Below are 22516 nucleotides of genomic sequence, written 5' to 3' on the forward strand. Positions count from 1 at the left end.
AAAAGCCCTCTTCCTGTATTGCAGGAAGAGTTTAAGAGCATACCATCTCTGACGCAGCTCTTCTCACCGCCGTTTTATCTTTAGACTGTATCCGCAAATCCTCTAAGAATTTAGAGGTTATGTCTTCAGGCTTCATCTGGCACACTGAATGATAATAGGCAAACGTCTCCATTTCCTTAGCATCCTGCTCGAGCTCAGATATCGATTGGGTATCTGATCCCTCTCCCTTACCGGCTTTTTCATGTGCAGAAACCTGCTGCTTATTCACTTTCGCTTCATGAACTGCCCATTTATTCTGAATATCCGCAAGAATATCTTTTATCAATATGGAATTGAGTGAAGTCTCCTTGGTTTCACCCTTCGTTAATATCAGGGCTAATATATTGCTGCGTGAATAACCAAACTTGGGATCGAAATATTTAGGCACCTCCTCATCTCTGTTTTTTGTTTTCCAGAAATAATTTAACAGAGTCGGCTCCATATATTTTCTTACCGATTTATCAATAAATAGTTTAAACTCCTGATCTGTTTTAAAAGAGTCCACCCATCGATACATTGCCTGATGAAAATTACTGACTGCACTCACGCTACGGCTATGGCTAAATGCCGGGCTTTGGCTGGAATGCTCCATGATAAGTTTGGTGTAGGCTGCGCTGTTAAATGTCTTTGTATTGATAGCATGCCTCACACTGGATAAATTACAGCCTACCTGATCCTTATAATGAACCAGCATTGTATTAATTAGATGGATAACCAATAAGGTATTAAGCGAGTTTTTTTCGTGGCCTCCAGCACTGAAGATCCAGGCCAGTTTTTCAGATCCCTTTAAGGAAGAGTTTTTAATGAAACATAAAACACTTTCCCCCCGGCAACGATTTGCAAGATAATTAAAGGGACTTGGAGTGTAACACCGCTCAATCACCTCTGCGATAAATTGGGTCAAGGGGGAATCCCCATTTTTCTTTGGCCCATTTTCCTGTTCATCCGCCCAGGCAAACAGTTGTTTGAAGCAGCCCTCTATGACCTGAGGATCCATATGCGAATTTTTCTCCTCATCCGGCTGCCCTGCTTTGGCATCATAGAGCGGTTGATCGCCCCGTCCGCTCGCATATCTGGCCCAGTACATCTTGACTTTATAAGAATCGATCTGATCGATTATGTCTGTAAATTCCTTCTGATATCCTTGCCCCAGGGATTCACGAATCAGATTTTCATCTTCATTAATGGCCCTTTGTATTCCCTCAAGGAAAATGTCGTTTCTGCTTTGCGTCAGATCAGCCAGCTCCGTCTTGAAATAGGAATCTGAGCATTTAAAAATTTTTTCGCGAAATTGTCTGATTTGCTTCAAAGCAAGCAACTGCGAGTTATTCTCGCTGCATTGCACCTGTATAGTAGATAAATCATCGCCTTTGGACAGCAATTGCCAGGACTCAGTGGCCTTGGTTTGATCAAGTGGAACCGGTTTACTTTCAATTGAGGGCAAGCTGTGGGAGTTAAGCCCCTGCAAAATGCTTCTTTCCAACCCATCAAGGCTTTGCAATATCTGATTGATATAAGGCAGGAAGGAATCACGCCAGACCTTATGAAAGCGCTTTGAAATTTTTTCATTATCATACCTGCCGGCATCACTCATGCAGTATGCGGCGCATGAAGCCTCCATCTTCTTCAGTTTTTCAAGGGACTCCTCTAAAGCACTGCCTTTTTTGTCCGGCACTTCAGGCACATGTTTTTTATGCGCTTCAAGTTCTTCCTGAAGGCTAAGTTTACGCCGCTGTATTTCCGGCATCAGTTTATTGTGTGTTTCAACTGCAACGTCAACCTTCTGGTTTTCTGCAGATGTCCATTGTTTAACACGCTCGACCACTTTAGGTTTTTTTGCCAGGTATTCATTGAAACTGGGGACTCTAATTCCTCTTCTGTTGGAAGGGCAGCCTGGATAATAAACCACTGCCCGAAACAGCTCGTCATATTCTTCCTGTGATACCGCAAGCATATGATCGACCATCGATTTCCGGTCTGTTTCAGCATTAAACAATACCGGGTTTGCCTTCTCCAGTCCTAATATTTTTTCCTGAGAAAGGCTTCGATAATCCAGCGGCTCATCGCCAAGATATTCTTCAAGGCGTGATCGCAAAGCGTCAGGATCATAGGTCAATAACTGATGGGTCAACGCTTCAAACATCTGCTCTTTGAATTCCTCACTGCCGGCCAGATCGCGAAAGGCGGTTGTCGACAAGTATTTTTTTGGCAACCAAAAATTCTCAGGATATCTATTGGCAGGCCAGTGAGTTCTGCCTTCGACAATGGGCAAATCACTGATTTTAGCGCAGGTCATCCGCACGTCTTCCGGATCTTTTATAATACCATCAATTGCCCGAGGCCCGCGGATTATACTGGTGTAGCGGTAATGGCACATGTCATAATCAATGCCCCCCAGCAGGCTGAAGTTGTCAGGATGCCTGTCTTCATCACCAATACTCAGCCAGGCAGCTATTTGCTTCGCCACTTTCTTATCGAGCAATGTCTCTTTAGAGGGATTTACCAATTCCCGCTCGAAGGGATCTTCGGGCTCCGTTTGTCTGTATCGTAGTAGCGGTTTATAATTGTCCAGGGCAAAGGACACTGTTCCTACAATTTGCCCCTTTTCATAGACTAATCGCTCTTCAGCAAAAAAATCACCCAGAGACATGCGCAAGGCCACGCTGCTGGCTACAGAGTATTTTGCCAATAGAGCAGGGTAAAGACTATTATCGACCGGTTTAAAAAACCCTTTTTTGACTGTACCATCCGTATCAAGAAATTCAACGCGGCTTATTTTATGGCCAGAGGTGGGAACTTCTGTTCCCGTGGTGATAAATTTTAATTGGTCCTGTTGAAAGGCCTTCAATGGCATGGCTCGTCCTTAATTTCTGTACAGTGCAGAATTATTCATATTAAGCAGAAACCTTGCCAGAATTCAATAGTAAACTGCTTATTAATTAACCTGCTGCTGAATGATACGAAGCAAAGTGCAAAAAATCCTCAAGGAAAGAATGAAATTTATGCAATTTTAGATAATACTATGATTAATATAGATATTTATATTTAATATGAAGGTTTTACTGACAAAGCATTAGGCTTCGTCTACTTACTGCGCGTGGGTCGGGCGTTTCTGTGGGTTGTTCCACAGGTGTTACACAATTTTTTTCTCGCTCAGAATCCCCCCGACAGCGCCAACCCGAATCCCCGCGACAGCGCCATCCGAATCCCCGCGGCAACGACCGCGGGGGCCCATACGAAGCCTAAATGTTTGAAAGACTTGTTCCTAATTGCTTTTAATTGCTATTTTCAGCAACATAGGATTCCTCTGAAGAGCATGTTCGGCACCAGACATGGGCCCCGCGGTCGCTGCCGCGGGGATTCGGATTGGCGCTACCGGGGGGATTCGGATTGGCGCTACCGGGGGGATTCGGATTGGCGCTGCCGGGGGGATTCGAAGGAGCTGCGGAGCGGAAACATTTGTGTAGATATCGATGGACTCGTTCGCGGGATCCCAGAGAGGCTGAGGCTGTAGCGATCAAGCTTTAATAAAAACATAGAATCTTCAATTTAACCTTAGCCCCCTGCTTTAGGTGAGGGTGATTCGATTTCCTTCCTTACTTTCTCGCTGACAGTGCTCACTGTTTCGCTTGATCGAGTTCTGTCAAAAAATGCCCAGTGACCAGTCCGTCTGTGATGAATCATATTGGGAATACCAATCAGAAGTATGCTGAAAAAATTGGCAATCACTTTCATGGTTCTCCGTAGGGCAGGACGACTGTCCACATCCAGAACAGATAATAAGGGTTGTTCTGCATCCCTCAGGCGTTGAGAGAGCTCGTTTTTATTCTTAGAACCGGCAGGACTGGTCAATCCATCGTATAAAATTGAATAGAGTGCTTTACGGTAATTTGCTTCATGCTCGAGCATTAAATTATGTTTTGCAGGATTGGTTTTCAGTAAACGCTTGCGCATTTCCTCACACTGGGTCTCTACAAAAACAGCAGCATTAAAGAACCTTTGGCTATTGGTGTCCTGTCCCATTAATAAATCCAGGTATTTTTGCTCCAATTGCAATCCATGGAAATGATCCATTAATTGCATTTGGGTACGCATCTGCCCTAAAGGCTTGGCCAATCGTTTCTTCTCGGGGGAATCTGCCTGTAAACTATCCAGTTTATTATTGTTTAGAGCGGTATAGGCCGCCTCGATCAGTAATTTTTGGCCAGATGCTGGTAATTGCCGGCTGAATATCTGCTGTAATATTAGATTGAAGTCATGTGACTTGCTGTCATCGCCAGCTGCCAGTCTCAAATAGTCTTCATTACCGGGTACTGCATGCTGCAAATCAGCAAGGGTTTTTCTCTGCAGTTGTGCCCGCGGGTTAAGAAGTTCCATCTTAAGTGAATTATCTTTGGCAAGCACCAGCGCTGCCTCCAGAAAGCTTTTGCGCAGGGCCGCATTCGGCTCTGTCCGGGTAATTTCCTGTAATTTGGACACAAACGGAGTGAGCTCACTCGCCCCCTCCGCTTTAAACGCTACATTTTCTGACTGCAACAGGCTTAGAGCCGGATCGGTGCCAATCTTAATGATGCCGCTGACTGACTCCCCTCTGTCAACCATTCGCCATAATTGCCCAGCCAAACCAGGGTAGGTTTGCAACTGATCAACCAGGGCAATGAGAAGCGATTCATTGTTTTCATGTTTTATCAAATACTGGAATAATCGAATTTGTGTTTCATCTAGCAAACGCGGCAGTACCAACAGAGGCTTGTCACCCGGATAGTTCAAATAACATTGAATAAGCATTGCCATGCTTCTTACATTGTGTGACTTTCCCTGCTTTAAAATCTCAGGCCTGATATCCTTTAAAAAAACCTCAACCTTATGCAAACTTTCGTCCAGATTCCTTGCGTCAAGCGCATGCAGGTGGATCAATTGCTGCAACAATTGCAGGTACTCATTGTTATCCTGATTGTCTGTAAAATAGTCAAACCGCTTTTGATAACTGAGCCATAGCATGACCTCGACCCTAGCGATTTTGTCAGCATCGGGGGTCTTTAGTTCTGAGATAAAAAGATTCAGCTGCTCAAACTGAACCGGATCGAGTAAAATCTTATTGTCAGGTAATATAATATTGTTTTTCTGCAAAAGAAAATATGCTTCATGAATTGCTGGTGTAGTCGCAATTTTACGGAATTCCTGAATACTTACGCTTGACGACAGATTTACCAATACTCCAGCCAAGTGCTCATATCTATGCATCTCATCCAGAAAGAGCTGAAGCTCACTCTCGCCATTTCGAATACGATTTAAAATGACTTTTGCCTCATCCTCATTTTGAATGTTAAGCAGGCTTTTCTCAATTCCAAGGGATTTAGAGGAACGGAGAAAAGCATCAATGATGGTGGCTTTGCTGTTATCACTTAAACTTTTGCTCAGCATACTCCATAATCGGCTCACATGGCTGATGTTTAAAAGTACGTCCTGGCTTGATGATCCCAGTAAGTCTCTTTTTATGTAATCGGCCAACGCGGGGAGCCAGACTGCATTCTTGTGCTGGCTGTAAGTTTCAAGAAGATTTAAAGAATCCAGAAACAGGAGCAGTATTCCCTTGTCTCGTGCCAGTGCCTTATCTTTTAATTTTCCTAAGGCAAGCAGATGCTGGAAAAAAGGTTTACTCTGGTTAAGGCATTTTTCGAGATGCGGAACCTTGTAGGTGTCTAAATCAAGCTGCTCGAGAATTTTAAGTCCGGGGTTAGCAAGCGCCTTTCCCACATTTTTATGGAGACTTGCCAACAACCGTTCATTAGGCTGATAAGCCTTTTCACTGACAATTTGAGTAAATTGGTTGGCAATACTGCTATCAGGATGCACCTCGCCATTTTTCTGAATGATGCTCTGCACTAAATTGCGAACTAATGGATTATGAACCAAGGGTTTATCTTTAGTCCCAATCAAAGGAATTGGGCCTGATTCAACATTGACAACCTCTATGCCTTGCTTAGAATCAACAACTTTCGGTTTAAAGCTGCTTATAAATATGACCTCTCTTTCTTCTGGTATTTTATTCGTGTTTTTAATAATACCTGCCAGCCATTGCCCCGGCTTATCTTTTCGATATTCCAGATGGAAAGCAGCCAATTGACCCGCGTGGTCAATGAAGCCAAAATCGAGCTTGCCGATATTTTTCGCAGCTTCCTCGGGTTGTTCGTTGGCCAGCTTCAAGGGGTGGGTATAAACATCCGCGCCCAGAAGCATTTTCAGTATTTCACCAAACATATTGCCCTGTGAGTAATGTTCATGATCACTCAGTTCGGGATCCATCCAGGTCTCAATATGTGTTTTGCATTGATCTGGCGTTCCTAATAAAGGGGAGCGCTCCAGATCGCGTCTCAGGTCTTCAATATTCGAACCGTCTGAGCTGAAAAAATCCCGGCCAAACGCGGCAAATATGTTTTTAAAGCTTCCTCTTATCAAATAAGGCATATATAGTGGCCTCAAGCTATCAGTAAAGTATAATTATACTCTTAATTAAATGCTCATACTGATAATATAGTGTAAATATTGTTATCATTTAAAACATTTTTATTTTCAGAGGCATTATGGACTTTAATCTGATTGGTTCAGGCCGGCTGGGAACACAACTTGCCTATGCCTTAATTCATTCAGGAAAGGGGAAACTGCTTTCCGTATTTAATCGACATTTTTCATCAACTGAAGAATCGATTCGCATACTGGGGGCAGGAACCGCAATTAGCGACTTGCGGAAACTTGCGCCTGCGAATCTGCATTTCATTACAACGCCCGACGCAGCGATCACCCATATTGTTCAACAGCTCCAGGAAGCAGGTCCTGTTCTGAAAGGCTCTGTAGTAGTTCATTGCAGCGGCGTCTTGTCCTCTGAGGTATTAGCGCCCTTGCATGCCCTCGGTTGCTACATTGTTTGCCTGCACCCTCTGAAACCTTTTCCAAGGCAATTGCCGGATGCAGAAATTTTCGAGGGCTGCTATTGCAGCATTGAGGGCGATTCTGAAGCAATCGACATTTTATCGCCTTTGTTTTTAAACCTTGGCGCCCGATTATTTACGATTCAGCCCGAACAGAAGATGCTTTATCATGCAGCAGCCGCCATCGCCTCGAATTACCTGGTGACCCTCGCTGACGTGGCCGGTAAATGCATGCAGCAAGCAGGGGTAGGGGATGATTTGGCAAAAGAGGTCATTGTATCCCTGATGCAAGCCAGCCTGTCAAATATCAGTAAGGCCGACAGCAGCGCAGAGGCCTTAACCGGACCTATCGCCCGGGGGGACATTCAAACCGTTAAGCAACATCTGCAAGCAATTTCTGATCCGCTTGTGCAAGCTTTATATCGCAAAGCAGGTTTGGCAACCCTTGAGTTTGCTTCGTTAAATGAGCAGAAGAAGCAGGACTTGCGGTCTTTACTGGAGATCTAATCTAATAGTTTGGACAGCCCAACTTCAGCTTTTAACTCAATCCGTTCGGCCTGAGGAATCCCCTCATTTTTTCATTCAAAAAATACGTACCTTATTAGGTCAAAATGACTTTAAATAGTGTCGTTTCCGCGTAGGCAGAAATCCATCAGCCCGGGCTGCGACCCATAGCTATCTACACAAGCGCATGAGAATTAAAAACTATCGAATCCCCGCGGCTTTGACCGCGGGGCCCACACGAAGCCAATTGAATGTTAAGCACACTTGTTTATCACTACCTGTTAAACCCTATTTTTTGGCAACATTGAAACTTGTCTGAGGATCATACTACTTCAACAGGCATGGGCCCCGCGGTCAGTGCCGCGGGGATTCGGACGGGGAAAATATTGGTGTAGATAGATAGCTATGGGGCTGCGACCCATAGCTATCTACACAAGCGCATGAGAATTAAAAGCTATCGAATCCCCGCGGCTTTGACCGCGGGGCCCACACGAAGCCAATTGAATGTTAAGCACACTTGTTTATGACTACCTGTTAAACCCTATTTTTTGGCAACATTGAAACTTGTCTGAGGATCATACTACTCCAACAGGCATGGGCCCCGCGGTCAGTTGCCGCGGGGATTCGGACGGGGAAAATATTGGTTTAGATAGATAGTTATGGGGCTTCGACCGAGCTCTGAGGGCAGAACGGTTCTGGTGCAATCTGAATGGCTCTTTCTCTGCTTATTCCGTTTGCGACCGCTTGAAATTCTTGCTCTTCACATAAAGTGTTTTTTTCACAATAGCAACAGGCTGCTGATTTTCGTCGTAGATAGTAACCGAAAAAAAGGGATTGGTTTTGCCCTGATTCAAAGCATCCTGGCGAATTTGTTCAATCTCTTCATCACTTAATTTAAATTCGGCAGTCACCCGGCCTTTTCCAGGGCTTAAGTATTGTATCTCTCCCTGTTTGTCCCAGACAATGAAATCCTTGCCTAGACGTTGCAGTAAGATGAGCATGAAAAACGGATCAGTCATCGAAAATAAGCTGCCGCCAAAATGGACGCCTACATAATTCTGGTTATACCAACGCAGCTTGAGTGAAACCCGGATATAGCTATAATCCGGCTTTATTTCATCCACACGAACCCCAGCCCCCCAGAAGGGCGGCCAGATATTCATGATCCAGCGTAATCGACCTGCAGTAAGTTTCATGCTGTTGGCTCACTGGATTTGTCAGTTGCTTTAATGACTTCTAGCGAAGTAACTGCCTGCAAACCTCGGGGCAAGCGATTGCCGCGACGTCCACGCTCGCCTCGGTAATGATTTAAATCAGCAGGTTTCAAAGTAAAATGGCGCTTGCCGGCATGAACTGTTAATTGATCCATCTCGGAAAGAACCTGGAAATCGACTACGAATTCTTCGCGTATACTCGCTTTACTGCCCGGAATACTTATCATCTTATTTCCCTTGCCTTTGCTTAAGATGGGTAATTCTTTGGCAGTAAAAATCAGCAGGCGGCCAATATTACTTGCGCAGGCAATCAGATCAGTCTCTATCTTATTCACTATTCTCGGGTTTAAAAGTCGGCTGTTCTCCGGCAGTTTGAGACAGGCCTTACCATTGCGATTTTTTACATAAAGTTCGCCCAGTTGGGTGATAAAGCCATAGCCGGCGTCACTAGCCAGCAGAATATGATTCTCGGCTTCACCCGCCGTTACCGCTTCAAACATCATGCCGTCAGCAGGATTTAGTTTACCGGTTAGCGGTTCTCCCTGGCCTCTGGCTGAAGGCAGGACATGGCCCGGTAAAGTATATACTTTACCTTCGCTATCAAAGAAAACCACCTGTTGGTTGCTGCGTGCGTTGGCTTGAGTTTTAAATCCATCGCCGGCTTTATAACCTAGCTCCTGACCATTGACATCATAACCCTTCGCTGCACGTACCCAGCCTTTTTGCGACAGAATCACCGTAATGGGTTCATTAGGAAGAATATCCTCTTCCTTTAAGGCCTGTGCATCCTGGCGCTCCATTAAGGGCGAACGACGCACGTCTCCATACGCATCCCGATCAGCTGTTATTTCTGTTTTAACCAGATGTCGTAATTTTCCCTCATTGGCCAGCAGCGCCTGAATATGATCGCGCTCCTTGCTGAGCTCATCCAGTTCAGCCTGCAATCGAATTTCTTCAAGTTTGGCCAAATGACGAAGTTTCATTTCCAGAATTGCTTCAGCCTGTCTGTCACTCAGGGCGAACCGCTTCATCAGGGCAAGCTTGGGCTGTTCTTCTTCACGGATAATGCGGATCACCTCATCAATATTCAGATAGGCAATTATTAATCCCTCAAGTACATGGATGCGCTCAAGGATTTTGTTCAAACGATATTCTAAACGCCTGGTGACTGTGGCAAGCCGGAAAACCAGCCATTCATTCAATAGCGTTAGGAGATCTTTTACCCTGGGTTTTCCATCAAGGCCAATCATATTGAAGTTGACGCGGTAGCTACGTTCCAGATCGGTGGTTGCGAACAGATGGGACATTAGACCTTCCACATCAACCCGGTTTGATTTAGGCACAATAACCAAACGCGTTGGGTGTTCATGATCCGATTCATCCCGTAAATCCTCTACCATTGGCAGCTTCTTCTGCTGCATTTGGGCGGCAATCTGTTCTATAACCCGCGCGCCCGATACCTGATAGGGAAGGGCGTTAATCACTATCTGATGCGATTCAACATGATAGATGGCTCGCATTTTAACGGAGCCCTGGCCAGATTGGTAAAGCGCTTTAATTTGCTGCGACGGAGTAATAATTTCTGCCTGGGTAGGGAAATCAGGCCCCTTAATGTGAGCTAATACATCATCCAGCTGTGCCTCTGGGTGGTCAAGTAAATGAATACAGGCATTGGCCACTTCTTTCAGGTTATGAGGTAAAACATCGGAAGACATCCCCACGGCAATACCAGTTGCGCCATTTAGCAGCACATTGGGCAAGCGGGCTGGTAATAACGCCGGCTCCTGCAGGCTGCCGTCAAAATTGTCTACCCACTCGACTGTCCCCTGTTGTAATTCCGAAAGCAGCAGTTCTGCATAATTTGACAACCGTGCTTCGGTGTAACGCATCGCCGCGAATGATTTGGGATCATCAGGCGAACCCCAGTTTCCCTGCCCATCAACAAAGGGATAGCGGTAGGAAAACGGCTGGGCCATCAAGACCATCGCCTCATAACAAGCCGAATCGCCGTGGGGGTGAAACTTACCTAAGACATCCCCCACTGTGCGTGCCGATTTTTTATGCTTCGCTGTGGCCTTCAGTCCAAGTTCAGACATTGCATAGACAATTCGGCGTTGTACCGGCTTCAAACCATCGGCAATATGGGGTAGCGCACGGTCAAGAATCACATACATTGAATAATCAAGGTAGGCTTTCTCAGTGAATTCAGTAAGCGGTTTCCGCTCGATATTATCAATTGCTGGCATGGTCGTTGGATGTTTTACAGAAGGATGAATTTATTGGGTCTATTATAGCTGGTTTAGGAGGTTGTTGATAGCTTGTATATTTGATGCGCTATACCAAGGCACAGCGCATCAAGCAGTATTATTTAAGATTCTTTCTGACTTTCTGAATAGCGCGGATCTGGGCAACTGCACGAGCCAGTTCAGTTGCGGCCATGGAGTAGTCAATATCAGCGTTTTTATTGGCAATCGCTTCTTCAGCCCTGCTTTTAGCAGCAAGTGCTGCCGCTTCATCCAGGCTTTCTGCACGCTCTACTTCATCAGCAAGTATGGTAACGTAGAAAGGTTGAACTTCCAGCATGCCGCCGGAAACATAATACACTTCCTGCGCGCCACCCATATGAGTAATACGGATTTCACCTGGCTTCAGTACAGTAAGCAGCGGAGCATGGCCGGGAGTTATACCCACTTCTCCCAGCTCGCCTGTCGCGACCACCATTTCGACAACGCCCGAGAAAATCTCACGCTCAGCGCTGACAATATCCAAATGGGTTGTTATAGCCATTTTTTCTTGCCTCATAGTGTCTTGGCTTTAGCAACAGCCTCTTCAATACTACCAACCATATAAAAGGCCTGTTCTGGCAAATCGTCATACTCGCCCGCCAGAATTCCCTGGAAGCCTTTAATGGTATCTTTAAGAGCGACATATTTTCCGGGGGAACCAGTAAATACTTCTGCTACGAAGAAAGGCTGAGACAGGAAACGCTGAATTTTACGTGCTCTGGATACAACACGCTTGTCTTCTTCAGACAATTCATCCATACCAAGAATAGCAATAATATCTTTCAATTCTTTATAGCGCTGCAGTGTCTGCTGAACGCGGCGAGCCGTGTCATAATGCTCCTGGCCAACAATTAATGGATCAAGCTGGCGTGAAGTGGAGTCAAGCGGATCTACTGCAGGGTAAATACCCAACTCAGCAATCTGTCGCGATAATACAACGGTCGCATCAAGATGCGCGAATGTCGTTGCAGGTGATGGATCCGTGAGGTCATCCGCAGGAACATACACTGCCTGGATAGAAGTAATAGAACCTGTCTTGGTAGAGGTGATTCGCTCTTGCAGCATACCCATTTCTTCGGCCAAAGTCGGCTGATATCCTACTGCTGAAGGCATACGTCCAAGTAATGCAGATACTTCTACCCCAGCCAGCGTATAACGATAGATGTTATCGATGAACAGGAGAACATCCCTGCCTTCGTCACGGAATTTCTCTGCCATGGTCAGGCCAGTTAAAGCAACACGCAGACGGTTTCCTGGCGGCTCATTCATCTGACCATAAACCAGTGACACTTTATCCAATACATTGGAGTCTTTCATTTCATGATAGAAGTCATTTCCTTCGCGGGTTCGCTCACCCACTCCGGCAAATACGGAGTATCCGCTATGCTCAATCGCAATATTACGGATTAATTCCATCATATTAACGGTTTTACCCACACCGGCACCACCGAATAGACCAACCTTACCCCCTTTAGCGAAAGGACAGAGCAGGTCAATTACTTTAATCCCGGTTTCAAGCAGCTCCTGGCTTCCGGCTTGTTCTTCATAAGAAGGCGCCTTGCGGTGGATTGCCCAATGCTCTTCAGCATCAATTGGGCCAGCTTCGTCCACGGGGCGGCCTAGAACGTCCATGATACGGCCAAGTGTTTTTTTACCGACTGGCACTTGAATAGGCTCACCCGTATTTTTTGCTTCAAGACCGCGCTTTAAGCCGTCTGTGCTGCCCATGGCAATCGTGCGGACTACACCATCGCCCAGCTGCTGCTGTACTTCAAATACCAAGTCACCATCAATCAGGTGTAAGGCATCATTTACTTTTGGAACGTTGTCACGTGGAAACTCCACATCGACTACCGCGCCGATTACTTCAACTACCTTTCCTAAACTCATATTCAAACCCTCTTATAATGCGCTTGCGCCACCGACAATTTCTGCTAATTCCTGGGTAATAGCCGCCTGTCGGGCTTTGTTATATGCCAATTGAAATTCTTTAATCAAAGCACCAGCATTATCAGTGGCGCTCTTCATTGCTATCATTTTAGCCGCTTGCTCACAGGCAATATTCTCAACGACTGCCTGATAAACCTGAAGCTCACTGTAGCGTTCTAATAAAGCATCCAGCAACTCTTTGGAATCCGGCTCATAAATATAATCCCAATGATGGCCCAGCTCCTGAGTATCTGTATCATCAGTAGGCAGGGGCAGCATTTGTTTTATTACCGGCTTCTGCGTCATGGTATTGATAAATTCGTTATAGACCACATGCAAAGCATCAATCTCGCCCTGATAAAAGGCATCAAGCATGGTTTTTACAACACCGATGATATCGCGAACGCCTGGCCTGTCACCCAAATGATCTGCACTGGCAACCACATGACCGCCTACCCGTCTGAAAAAAGCCTGCCCTTTACGGCCAATCACACAAAGGCTAATCTCTTTGCCTTCCTGTTGCCATTGGCGCATGCTTCGAATCGTTTCACGCAGAAGATTCGCATTTAAACCACCGCATAAGCCGCGATCGGTTGTAATCACAATAAGGCCGATTCGTTTGATATCACGAACAGTCATAAAAGGATGGCGATACTCTGAGTTTGCGCGTGCGATATGTTTGACGACATTATAGATTTTTGTTGCATAGGGTTTAGAGGCTTTCATTGCATCCTGGGTTTTACGCATTTTGCTTGCAGCCACCATTTCCATAGCGCGAGTGATCTTTTGTGTGTTTTTCACACTCGCGATTTTTGTACGGATTTCTTTTGCTCCAGCCATATCTTGCTTCGCCTTTAATTATCAGGATGGTTAACCCATCCTGCGTAATCAATTAGTTCTTACTGTTACCAGCTGCCTGTACGTTTGAATTCTTCAACTGCATTTTTCAGTTGAGATTCAATATCGTTATCATAAGCACCTGCTTCATTGATTTTATTCATCAGGCTAGCATATGAACTATGCATAAAGCTGCGTAGTGCCGCTTCAAACGCGCTGACTTCAGCAACCGGGACATCATCCAGATAGCCTTTTTCGACAATAAACAGCGAGAGTCCCATTTCAGCGACAGATAATGGCGAATATTGTTTTTGCTTCATTAACTCTGTAATCCGCTGGCCGCGTTCCAACTGTTTGCGTGTCGCATCATCCAAATCAGAAGCGAACTGCGAGAATGCTTCAAGTTCGCGGAATTGCGCCAGCGCCAATCGCGTACCACCGCCAAGTTTCTTCATAATCTTGGTCTGAGCAGCACCACCAACCCGGGACACAGACAGCCCGGAGTTAATTGCTGGCCTTACACCCGAGTTGAACAAATCAACATCCAGGAAGATCTGACCATCGGTAATAGAGATAACATTGGTTGGTACGAAGGCCGATACGTCGCCAGCCTGTGTTTCGATAATTGGCAGCGCGGTAAGCGAACCGGTTTTGCCCTTTACTTCACCATTTGTCAATTTTTCTACTTCGGCAGCATTGATTCTTGCAGCTCTTTCCAGCAAACGGGAATGCAGATAGAAAATATCCCCAGGGTAAGCTTCACGTCCAGGCGGACGGCGTAATAGCAGGGAAATTTGACGGTAAGCCCAGGCTTGTTTGGTTAAATCATCATAGACAATCAGTGCATCTTCACCGCGCTCCATGAAGTATTCACCCATTGAGCAGCCGGAGTAGGGGGCAATAAATTGCAGTGCAGCAGAATCAGAAGCACCAGCAACGACGACAATGGTGTGTTCCATGGCACCGTGCTCTTCCAGTTTGCGGACGATAGAGGCCACAGAAGACGCTTTCTGCCCAATGGCTACATAAATACATTTAACACCAGTGCCTTTTTGATTGATGATCGCATCAATGGCAATAGCCGATTTACCGGTTTGTCGATCACCAATAATCAGCTCACGCTGACCACGTCCAACTGGAATCATCGCGTCAATGGCTTTTAATCCTGTCTGTACAGGCTGATCAACTGACTGGCGTGCAATTACTCCTGGCGCCACTTTTTCAATTGGAGCCATTTTATCTGCTTCAATTGGACCTTTTCCGTCAATTGGGTTCCCCAGCGCATCGACAACGCGTCCTAAAAGCTTTTTACCGACAGGTACTTCAAGAATACGGCCGGTACATTTACCTTTCTGACCTTCAGAAAGATTGGAGTAATCACCCAGGATTACCGCGCCTACTGAATCCCGCTCAAGGTTCAGCGCCAAGCCATAAACGCCACTGGGGAATTCAATCATTTCACCCTGCATCGCATCGGCCAGGCCATGAAGACGGACGATGCCGTCTTTTAAACTAACGATTGTTCCTTCGTTTCTTGCTTCGGAGGCAACATTAAAATGTTCGATTTTTTTTCTGATTAATTCACTAATTTCAGAAGGGTTTAGTGCAACTTGTGACATGAATATATCCTCTTGTTATGCGGCCAGGCTGGTACGAAGCGTATTCAATTTACCACTAACCGAACCATCAATTACCAAATCCCCGGCATTGATAATCGCGCCACCAATCAGTGACTTATCAACTACAATATTCAACTTGACTTTACGCTGCAGACGCTCACTCAAAGCCTTTGCCAATTTTTCCTGCTGGTCATGGGATAACTCGGAGTAACTGCGAACCTCTACTTCGAGTGTTTTCTCATGCTCAGCCCGCTCCGCTTCAAATAGAACCATCACATCCGGCAGCAGCATCAGTCGTTTATTGTCTGCAAGAAGGCGGACTAGATTTTCCAGGCCTTCAGAATCTGCACCAGTATCGGAAGGAAGCAGAGACAACAGAAACTGACTATGTTGTGACGCCGTTGTCGCTGGATTCGTGATAAAGCCCTCGCTTTGCTCATTCATTACCAGCGAAGCCAAGAGATTTAAATAATCAGACCATACTGCCAATTTCTTTTCGTTCAGGGCGTGTTCGAAAATGGCTTTAGCATAAGGTCGGGCAAGGGTTACAGTATCTGGCATGTTAAATCTCTTCAATAAGGTTATCTAACAAGGCACTGTTTGCCTGAATATCAATCGTTTTCTTTAGAATTTTCTCGGCACTGGCAACGGCTAATTGAGCTACTTGCTTGCGCAGATCATCTTTGGCACGATTAATTTCCTGCTGTAACTGCTCATGCGCCAATTTCACCTGCTTCTGTGCTTCCAGTTTGGCTTCTTCTTTAGCTTCCTCAATCAGTTGACTGGCTCTTCTGGTTGCTTTTTCGATAATTTCAGCAGAATGTGCTTTTGCTTGTTTCAGCTCGTCTTTAACACGGTGCTGAGCCAGCTCAAGCTCTTTCCGTCCACGCTCCGCAGCGGCAAGACCGTCGGCAATTTTTTCCTGACGCTCTTCCATTGCCTTCGCTAATGGCGGCCATACAAACTTCATGGTAAACCAGACAAACGCTGCAAAAACGAGCATTTGTACTATCAGTGTTAAGTTAATTTCCAACGCAGTTTCTCCCCTGTAACAGTTCAGGGCGTGTTAAACGCCCCTAGACGGTGTTATCAAGAACCCAGATTGCTTAAGAATGGATTAGCGAAAGTGAAGAACAGGGCAATACCTACACCAATCATTGTTACCGCATCCAAAAGACCCGCAACGATAAACATTTTAACCTGAAGCATAGGCACCATTTCTGGCTGGCGAGCAGAACCTTCGAGGAACTTGCCACCCAGCAATCCGAAACCAATTGCTGTACCCAAGGCACCTAAACCAATCAACAAGGCTACTGCGATAACAGTCATACCTTGAACTTGTGCTATTAAATTTGCTGCTTGCATAAAAATCCCCTTTATGGACGATGATTAAAGTTAAACCTAGTGATCCTCATGGGCGAGACTTAAATAAACAATTGTCAACACCATGAAAATAAATGCCTGTAACGTGATTACCAAAATATGGAAAATAGACCATCCCAATGATAACAGGAACTGGGCCACACCTAATGTTACAGTTCCAGCTACTGAAGACATGGAATTTAAGGTCAGCAGGGCGATAAGAATAAATATCAATTCACCAGCATATAAATTTCCAAACAACCGCAACGCCAGAGATATAGGCTTGGCAATTAAGCCAACCAGCTCAAGTACCAGATTAACAGGAATAAAATACCATTTATTGAAAGGTTGTAAGGCCAACTCTTTCGTAAAGCCTTTTATTCCCTTAATTTTGATGCTGTAAAACAGTATCAAAATAAATACTGACAACGACATTGCGAAAGTCATATTCAAATCATTGGTAGGTACAACTTTGAGATAATGTACGCCCATCAATTTTGCTGCTTCCGGAAGCACGTCCACAGGGACGATATCCATGAAGTTCATCAGGAATACCCAGACAAAAATAGTCAGCGCCAAGGGGCCAATCAACTTGTTTTTGCCATGGAAACAGTCTTTAACCTGATTGTCAGCGAACTCCAGAAGCAATTCCGTAAAGTTCTGCAATTTTCCAGGGACAGCAGTTGTAACTCTGCGTGCTCCAAAATACATCAGCAAAAGAACTATTGCGCCGAGTGTAATAGAGAAAAACAATGTGTCTAAGTTTAAGGTCCAGAAACCACCCGAACCGAACTGCATCTCTTTAACATTGAAGGTCAAATAAGTTAAATGATGTTTAATGTAATCTGTGCTTGATACCATTTCAGTCACTTTCTGGCCTATTTCGTTGATTATCAATAAGCAGTGGAGAAAACCAGTGTGATATTACCACTACAATATAGGTTAAAAAAAACGCCATGGGCTGCACTTTATACGTGCTGAAAACCAGCACAAACAGTAAAATGGAGGAAGTTAATTTAACAAATTCCCCTAAATAAAAATTTTTTACTATTTGCCGCGCAGCTCTCGCCCCTCGATACCTGAAAAGCAGTTTTGCAAATAATAATGATGGGACTAACGCGATAATACCGCCCAGAAACGCCGACATTCCAGCTTCTCTGCCATTCATCAGTAATGTGCTGAGTACAATTATCAGGATAACTAGCAACTGTATTTCCTGAAGTTTTTTGACACCCCTGACATTATTATTAACTTTCACAAATAAACCTACCTTTTCAGGCGCGGATTATAATGTAATCAATTTGGATAAGCAACGTTTTACATGAATAACTGTCACCTTGAGGAAGCGCAGAATAATCAAGCTTTCAAGATCTTCACATTATTGCATGGCTTATTCAGAACATTTTGCCTATATTTTAGATAGGGATATTTATTCCTGTCTGAACTGATTTGGCAAGTTAAGGAATTAGATTATGTCTGAAAAGCAACAAGGCACCGCAGCCAATATGCGGGAAAAAATGCTTCATCGCTATGATGATGGCCATCACCACAAACACAATAAAAATCACTTCACTTACCGAAAACACTGTAAATCCCATCCTGTACAGGCGCTCAATGGTCTCGATGAGAACGAAAATAATGAATCAACGGGACTGCTGCGTGCATTTAAATTAAGAAAAATTCGTAAACGACTGGATAAAGGTCGATTCCATTGATAAAGTTAATGCTAACCTCCAGGTTAGCCACTTCCTGGTTTGGGTCGGTACACTGTGGCCTGCATTTAAACAGGCCACAGATCTCTATCCATTCGGAGACGGGGTCTCGCTTAAATTATAGTAACGCATCAGTTTTACCACGCGAAGCACACCGCTAGTATTTCGGGCAATATATATGACACGGTCAGCTTGTCTCGGCCTTACATCCCCCATAATGTAAACAATCCTGTCGGAAGTGATAATTTTGAAAGCATTTGGATCGATTGCTGCGTCTGCAAAAATCTGACTGCGAATTTTTGCGGTAATCCAACTGTCCTGCAAGCTATTATTTACGGCCAGGCTTACATCCACCTGATTAAATAACTCCCTATAGCCGGTCAGGCTGTTCAGTCGGCGGGTAGCGAGATCCCGAAGACGTTCCGAAGGAACATGGCCTGCCAGCAGCACATCGCCATTCAACACCGCCAAATCAAGAGAGCAGCCGGATTGTTTGAGAATACGATCGTCAAATAATGCATGATGAGCGGCCGCAGCCAGCTGATAATCATTTAATTTTTTATAAATATCGTGCCGATCATAAATCATATTGGCACCTGTCCAGACACTGCCGAGACAGCCGCCAAGCAGCAGCGACATGAGAATAATTAAGGCGCGCGCCATCCCTGGTTTCATAGTCAAGTAATATACTGAAACACTTTAACCACTTTTTGTACTCCCGGTACTTGTCTGGCAACTTCTACAGCCAGATCGGCCTGCTCATGAGTAACAATCCCCATTAGATATACCACGGCATTCTCAGTAACAACGCGGATAGAACCAGATTCCAGATTTTTCCGGGTTAGCATGTGACTGCGTACCTGACTGGTCATCCAGCTGTCGCGGGTTTGTTGTGACATCGACAAGGGGTAGCCAACCGTGATTTCATCATATACCCGCCGCACATTAGGGGTTCTTTGCGCTATTTTTTCTGCCATCGCTCTCAGGGATGCAGTTGGCGTTTGCCCTACGAGCAATACAATTTGGTTAAAGCTCACTACTGCCACGCGGGAACCGGCAAATTGCGGATCCGTGACTATTTCTTTATGTACCAGATGGAATATTCGAGCATCGCTTTCAAGCATCGTCAGACTACGCCTGTCATAAACGATGGCACCAGCCGCAGCACCTGCTACTACGGCAGCTACGCAACCACTTAATAAAGCACTGATCAATAAAAAACAGAGCGCACGAAATTTCATAGATTACCTCAACATCTGCCCAAACAACGACTGGTCAATTAAATCACAAAAACAGTGCAGGATAAACAAATGTGTTTCCCTTATTCGTGCGGCGCTGTCCCCGGCAACGCGTAACTCTATGTCCTCCGGACCAAGATGGTTGGCCAACAGGCCGCCATCCCGGCCGTTTAATGCAATAGTATCCATGCCCCGATCATTGGCGGCATTAACAGCTTGTAAAATACTGTTTGAATTTCCAGAGGTTGTAATCACCAGCAATACATCACCTTCCTGACCCAAAGCATAGATCTGGCGGGCGAAAATTTGATCAAAATGACTATGATTGGCAATCGAGGTCACCGCCGCCTGATCACTGCCTAGCGTAATAAAGGGCAGGGAAGGGCGTTCGACATCAAAATGATTGAGCATAGCTGCCGACAAATGCAGGCCATTCGCTGCAGAGCCGCCATTGCCGCAAATCAGTATTTTATTATCACTTAACAGACAATTCACCAGGCGCATGCCTGCTTTTGCAATCAAGGATGACAGACTGTCGGCCACCGCCAACTTGGCTTCGATACTGATACCGAACAATTGCCTCACTCTTTCTTCCATTTGCGTCATGATAATAACTTTCCCTGTCCAGGTTTAGTAATAACTATCAAATGCATTTTTTATCCACTCTATCTCTAGCTGTTTACCTTCAAAAAGAACCACATCAAAGCGTGCCGCGCACTTGTCTTGCAGTTTTTTGGCTAATAAATAATAATTTGCTGTTTTGGTTAGTTTTCGCCTCTTGGCAGCAGTGATACTGGCAATTGCGCCCCCGTATTCGGAGGAGCTTCGCGCACGTACCTCCACAAACACCAGCGTTAATCCCTCGCGCATAATCAAGTCGATTTCCCCCCAGCGGCATTGAAAATTGGATTCAAGCAGCTGCAGACCCTGTCTGCTTAAGAAAGTGACTGCCCGCTGTTCAAGCTGTTTCCCAAATGCTACTGACATACTGTTCTTTTAGTCTTCTAGGTTGTTTCGCTGGTTAAACGGGCAACGCCGCCGCTGAAGCGCCCCCAGGCCATGACTCTGGCAACCTGCTGTGACCGATTCAAATAGAGCACACCATTGTTGTCATTAATGCCCATAGCCGGAAACAATAGCAACTGGTTCAACTGGGTACCAAGGGTATAACTATCAGCACCGATGGCATAGAGGCGATTGTAGCTGTTATATTGTTCTGGCCAATTCTTGCTGGCTAGCTGATGATTAAATACCCAGGGCATGTCGCAGAAAATTATACCGTCCAAGTCCCGATCCCGCATGGTATTGGGAGTACCGGCATAGACCGTAGAGGTGGCAAACACTGGTACATCGCCCGCAAAATAATATTTTAACAAGGGCATAATCTGCCGTGCCTTGGATGGATAGGCGAGCAGGAAAATCATATCAAAATCCTGGCGGCGAATAGGACCGGCCAGTTTCGCCTCCTCGCTACCCGGCTTAAACTGTTTCTCACTCGCTTTTTTCTCGGAAACATGGAGTAACTCGCGAATGCCTTTATTCAGGTCAGATTGGTTATCGTAAGTTAATTGATCAACCATCAGACCGCCTGAAGACTTCCATTGTTCATTGAAGGCAGTGACTATTTCACTTCCCCAGGAACCCGCTGGTGCAATGATTAAGGCACGCCGTAGGCCTTTTTTACTAGCCTTAACAGCAACCTGTCGGGCCTCATTGCTGGGAGAAAGGCCAAAATGATAAGTATTCTGGTTATTCTCTACCTCTGCATCATTCAGAAAAATGGTCGGAACGGGATGATCAACAGCAGCAACGCGGGAGACATCCGCTTTTGTTAAAGGCCCCACTACATAATCGGCGCCATTTTCAATGGCCTGCTGGTAAAGCCCGACCACATCAGCCGAAGCGGTATCATAAACCTGGACATTTACTGTCCTGCCTGAATTATCTGCATTATGGGCAGACATAAATCCATCACGGATCGCAGTGCCCGGCCCTGCCAATGCGCCGGTCAAAGGCAGCAGCAAGGCAATCTGCTGAGGCCCACTATCATGAAAATTGGGTTTAATCGCTGCAAGCGAAGAAGGAAGAAGGCCATTAGCCGGGTGGTCGCCATAGATCTCCTGCCATTTCTGAACCTTATAAACCAGATTTGAGCCACTGTCAGGTTGTCGGGAAATCAACGCCAGTCTTAACCAGCCCTTCAGTTCCGAACCCTCTTTCGCTTCCATGTCCATGGTATTTAATTCGGCAATGGGCAATCGGGTCAGGTCTAGCCAAAGCAGCTTTTGGTTATTGAGTTTACTCTCATCGGCAAGCAGTTTATCCAGTTTTATTCGCTCATTAATCGCATAGACTGCATTATTTCCCGCCTCATAGGCATTAGCCAGAACCTCATGATACTGGGTAATAAAATAGGGCGGAATTTCATCTGACTGTTGAATAGCCGCCAGGCGCGAAATAGCAGATTTCGGCTGATCACGCATCATATCAATTTTTGCGAGCAGGATATTTTTTTCACTGTTTTGCACTGCATTTAATTCATTTGACTGTGTTAAAATATCATTGGCCTCGCGCCATTGCCCATCATTGAGGTAGCGGCCCGCAGCCAGAATGAGCAACCCGTTCTTTTCATCGCCCGATTGATTATTTGCCATGGCAAGATAAGCTTCAGCCGGCATACTAAACGGGGATGGCGCCTGAGACTGCCGAACCATAGGCCGGTTTTCGACCGTCGCCCTGGTGCAATACGTTAGAAAAAATACTGACACCGTCAGTAACGATAGTTTGGCAAAACGAGATTTAACAAGCATGAAAATGAGTCCAAAACGCTGGAACCACATAGGATAAA

At 45.4% G+C, this 22516-nt stretch carries 20 protein-coding genes; 2 read left to right on the forward strand and 18 right to left on the reverse strand.

Annotated elements, in window-relative coordinates:
* Positions 1–31: 31 nt before the first annotated feature.
* Together DYH42_RS15200 and DYH42_RS15205 are read right to left on the reverse strand one after the other, a co-directional pair.
* Positions 32–2893 (reverse strand): hypothetical protein, encoded by a 2862-nt coding sequence (locus tag DYH42_RS15200; RefSeq protein WP_058524337.1) that lies wholly within the window; start codon positions 2891–2893, stop codon positions 32–34.
* A gap of 701 nt (positions 2894–3594) precedes the next feature.
* Positions 3595–6507: a hypothetical protein gene (locus DYH42_RS15205; protein ID WP_058524335.1), complete on the reverse strand. Its 2913-nt coding sequence runs from the start codon at positions 6505–6507 to the stop codon at positions 3595–3597.
* A gap of 116 nt (positions 6508–6623) precedes the next feature.
* Here DYH42_RS15205 and DYH42_RS15210 point away from each other — a divergent pair, with 116 nt between their 5' ends.
* The gene (locus DYH42_RS15210; protein ID WP_058524334.1) at positions 6624–7475 is read left to right on the forward strand and encodes a Rossmann-like and DUF2520 domain-containing protein; all 852 of its coding nucleotides are present in this window, start codon (positions 6624–6626) and stop codon (positions 7473–7475) included.
* 722 nt (positions 7476–8197) lie between these two features.
* Here DYH42_RS15210 and DYH42_RS15215 read toward each other — a convergent pair.
* The 11 genes from DYH42_RS15215 to DYH42_RS15265 all read right to left on the reverse strand — a co-directional run bounded on the left by DYH42_RS15215 (position 8198) and on the right by DYH42_RS15265 (position 17976).
* Positions 8198–8668: a DUF4442 domain-containing protein gene (locus DYH42_RS15215; RefSeq protein ID WP_058524333.1), complete on the reverse strand. Its 471-nt coding sequence runs from the start codon at positions 8666–8668 to the stop codon at positions 8198–8200.
* A complete protein-coding gene (gene parC / locus DYH42_RS15220; RefSeq protein ID WP_058524332.1) occupies positions 8665–10932 on the reverse strand; it encodes a DNA topoisomerase IV subunit A in 2268 nt (755 codons plus the stop codon). Before parC ends, DYH42_RS15215 begins: the two co-directional genes overlap by 4 nt.
* Positions 10933–11050: 118 nt before the next feature.
* Entirely contained in the window at positions 11051–11473 is a 423-nt protein-coding gene (locus DYH42_RS15225; RefSeq protein ID WP_058524477.1) for a F0F1 ATP synthase subunit epsilon, read from the reverse strand.
* Positions 11474–11484: 11 nt separating this feature from the next.
* Positions 11485–12861, reverse strand: a complete 1377-nt coding sequence (gene atpD / locus DYH42_RS15230) for a F0F1 ATP synthase subunit beta (RefSeq protein WP_058524331.1) — start codon at positions 12859–12861, stop codon at positions 11485–11487.
* A 12-nt stretch (positions 12862–12873) separates the two neighbouring features.
* Positions 12874–13740, reverse strand: coding sequence for a F0F1 ATP synthase subunit gamma (gene atpG / locus DYH42_RS15235; protein WP_058524330.1), 867 nt, complete (start codon positions 13738–13740; stop codon positions 12874–12876).
* A 65-nt stretch (positions 13741–13805) separates the two neighbouring features.
* Entirely contained in the window at positions 13806–15356 is a 1551-nt protein-coding gene (gene atpA, locus DYH42_RS15240) for a F0F1 ATP synthase subunit alpha (protein ID WP_058524329.1), read from the reverse strand.
* A 15-nt stretch (positions 15357–15371) separates the two neighbouring features.
* Positions 15372–15917, reverse strand: coding sequence for a F0F1 ATP synthase subunit delta (locus DYH42_RS15245; protein ID WP_058524328.1), 546 nt, complete (start codon positions 15915–15917; stop codon positions 15372–15374).
* A gap of 1 nt (position 15918) precedes the next feature.
* Positions 15919–16389 (reverse strand): F0F1 ATP synthase subunit B, encoded by a 471-nt coding sequence (locus DYH42_RS15250; protein ID WP_058524327.1) that lies wholly within the window; start codon positions 16387–16389, stop codon positions 15919–15921.
* Positions 16390–16445: 56 nt separating this feature from the next.
* Positions 16446–16721, reverse strand: coding sequence for a F0F1 ATP synthase subunit C (gene atpE, locus DYH42_RS15255; protein WP_028385819.1), 276 nt, complete (start codon positions 16719–16721; stop codon positions 16446–16448).
* A gap of 36 nt (positions 16722–16757) precedes the next feature.
* On the reverse strand, positions 16758–17579 hold the full coding sequence (atpB, locus tag DYH42_RS15260; protein WP_083503167.1) for a F0F1 ATP synthase subunit A: 822 nt from the start codon (positions 17577–17579) through the stop codon (positions 16758–16760).
* Between the two features lies 1 nt (position 17580).
* The gene (locus tag DYH42_RS15265) at positions 17581–17976 is read right to left on the reverse strand and encodes an ATP synthase subunit I (RefSeq protein ID WP_058524326.1); all 396 of its coding nucleotides are present in this window, start codon (positions 17974–17976) and stop codon (positions 17581–17583) included.
* Between the two features lie 214 nt (positions 17977–18190).
* Between DYH42_RS15265 and DYH42_RS15270 the strand changes: the two genes are divergently transcribed.
* A complete protein-coding gene (locus DYH42_RS15270; RefSeq protein ID WP_058524325.1) occupies positions 18191–18433 on the forward strand; it encodes a hypothetical protein in 243 nt (80 codons plus the stop codon).
* An 84-nt stretch (positions 18434–18517) separates the two neighbouring features.
* Here the strand turns inward: DYH42_RS15270 and DYH42_RS15275 are convergent, their stop codons facing one another.
* The 5 genes from DYH42_RS15275 to DYH42_RS15295 are packed head-to-tail and all read right to left on the reverse strand — an operon-like array spanning position 18518 to position 22478.
* Positions 18518–19093, reverse strand: a complete 576-nt coding sequence (locus DYH42_RS15275; protein ID WP_242604331.1) for a BON domain-containing protein — start codon at positions 19091–19093, stop codon at positions 18518–18520.
* Between the two features lie 14 nt (positions 19094–19107).
* A complete protein-coding gene (locus tag DYH42_RS15280) occupies positions 19108–19671 on the reverse strand; it encodes a BON domain-containing protein (protein ID WP_058524324.1) in 564 nt (187 codons plus the stop codon).
* Positions 19672–19674: 3 nt separating this feature from the next.
* Positions 19675–20274 carry a D-sedoheptulose-7-phosphate isomerase gene (locus tag DYH42_RS15285; RefSeq protein WP_058524323.1) on the reverse strand — a complete coding sequence of 200 codons (600 nt, stop codon included), beginning with the start codon at positions 20272–20274 and terminating at the stop codon, positions 19675–19677.
* A 24-nt stretch (positions 20275–20298) separates the two neighbouring features.
* A complete protein-coding gene (locus DYH42_RS15290; RefSeq protein ID WP_058524322.1) occupies positions 20299–20655 on the reverse strand; it encodes a YraN family protein in 357 nt (118 codons plus the stop codon).
* 17 nt (positions 20656–20672) lie between these two features.
* A complete protein-coding gene (locus DYH42_RS15295; protein WP_058524474.1) occupies positions 20673–22478 on the reverse strand; it encodes a penicillin-binding protein activator in 1806 nt (601 codons plus the stop codon).
* Between the last annotated feature and the right edge of the window lie 38 nt (positions 22479–22516).

The sequence above is a fragment of the Legionella birminghamensis genome (assembly GCF_900452515.1).
GTDB classification, from domain to species: Bacteria; Pseudomonadota; Gammaproteobacteria; order Legionellales; family Legionellaceae; genus Legionella_C; species Legionella_C birminghamensis.

Bases quoted from the DNA above. Each gene is read 5' to 3' on its own strand.
- DYH42_RS15200 (WP_058524337.1), bottom strand. From the start codon at position 2,893: ATGCCATTGAAGGCCTTTCAACAGGACCAATTAAAATTTATCACCACG.
- DYH42_RS15205 (WP_058524335.1), bottom strand. From the start codon at position 6,507: ATGCCTTATTTGATAAGAGGAAGCTTTAAAAACATATTTGCCGCGTTT.
- DYH42_RS15210 (WP_058524334.1), top strand. From the start codon at position 6,624: ATGGACTTTAATCTGATTGGTTCAGGCCGGCTGGGAACACAACTTGCC.
- DYH42_RS15215 (WP_058524333.1), bottom strand. From the start codon at position 8,668: ATGAAACTTACTGCAGGTCGATTACGCTGGATCATGAATATCTGGCCG.
- parC (WP_058524332.1), bottom strand. From the start codon at position 10,932: ATGCCAGCAATTGATAATATCGAGCGGAAACCGCTTACTGAATTCACT.
- DYH42_RS15225 (WP_058524477.1), bottom strand. From the start codon at position 11,473: ATGGCTATAACAACCCATTTGGATATTGTCAGCGCTGAGCGTGAGATT.
- atpD (WP_058524331.1), bottom strand. From the start codon at position 12,861: ATGAGTTTAGGAAAGGTAGTTGAAGTAATCGGCGCGGTAGTCGATGTG.
- atpG (WP_058524330.1), bottom strand. From the start codon at position 13,740: ATGGCTGGAGCAAAAGAAATCCGTACAAAAATCGCGAGTGTGAAAAAC.
- atpA (WP_058524329.1), bottom strand. From the start codon at position 15,356: ATGTCACAAGTTGCACTAAACCCTTCTGAAATTAGTGAATTAATCAGA.
- DYH42_RS15245 (WP_058524328.1), bottom strand. From the start codon at position 15,917: ATGCCAGATACTGTAACCCTTGCCCGACCTTATGCTAAAGCCATTTTC.
- atpE (WP_028385819.1), bottom strand. From the start codon at position 16,721: ATGCAAGCAGCAAATTTAATAGCACAAGTTCAAGGTATGACTGTTATC.
- atpB (WP_083503167.1), bottom strand. From the start codon at position 17,579: ATGGTATCAAGCACAGATTACATTAAACATCATTTAACTTATTTGACC.
- DYH42_RS15270 (WP_058524325.1), top strand. From the start codon at position 18,191: ATGTCTGAAAAGCAACAAGGCACCGCAGCCAATATGCGGGAAAAAATG.
- DYH42_RS15275 (WP_242604331.1), bottom strand. From the start codon at position 19,093: ATGGCGCGCGCCTTAATTATTCTCATGTCGCTGCTGCTTGGCGGCTGT.
- DYH42_RS15280 (WP_058524324.1), bottom strand. From the start codon at position 19,671: ATGAAATTTCGTGCGCTCTGTTTTTTATTGATCAGTGCTTTATTAAGT.
- DYH42_RS15285 (WP_058524323.1), bottom strand. From the start codon at position 20,274: ATGACGCAAATGGAAGAAAGAGTGAGGCAATTGTTCGGTATCAGTATC.
- DYH42_RS15290 (WP_058524322.1), bottom strand. From the start codon at position 20,655: ATGTCAGTAGCATTTGGGAAACAGCTTGAACAGCGGGCAGTCACTTTC.
- DYH42_RS15295 (WP_058524474.1), bottom strand. From the start codon at position 22,478: ATGCTTGTTAAATCTCGTTTTGCCAAACTATCGTTACTGACGGTGTCA.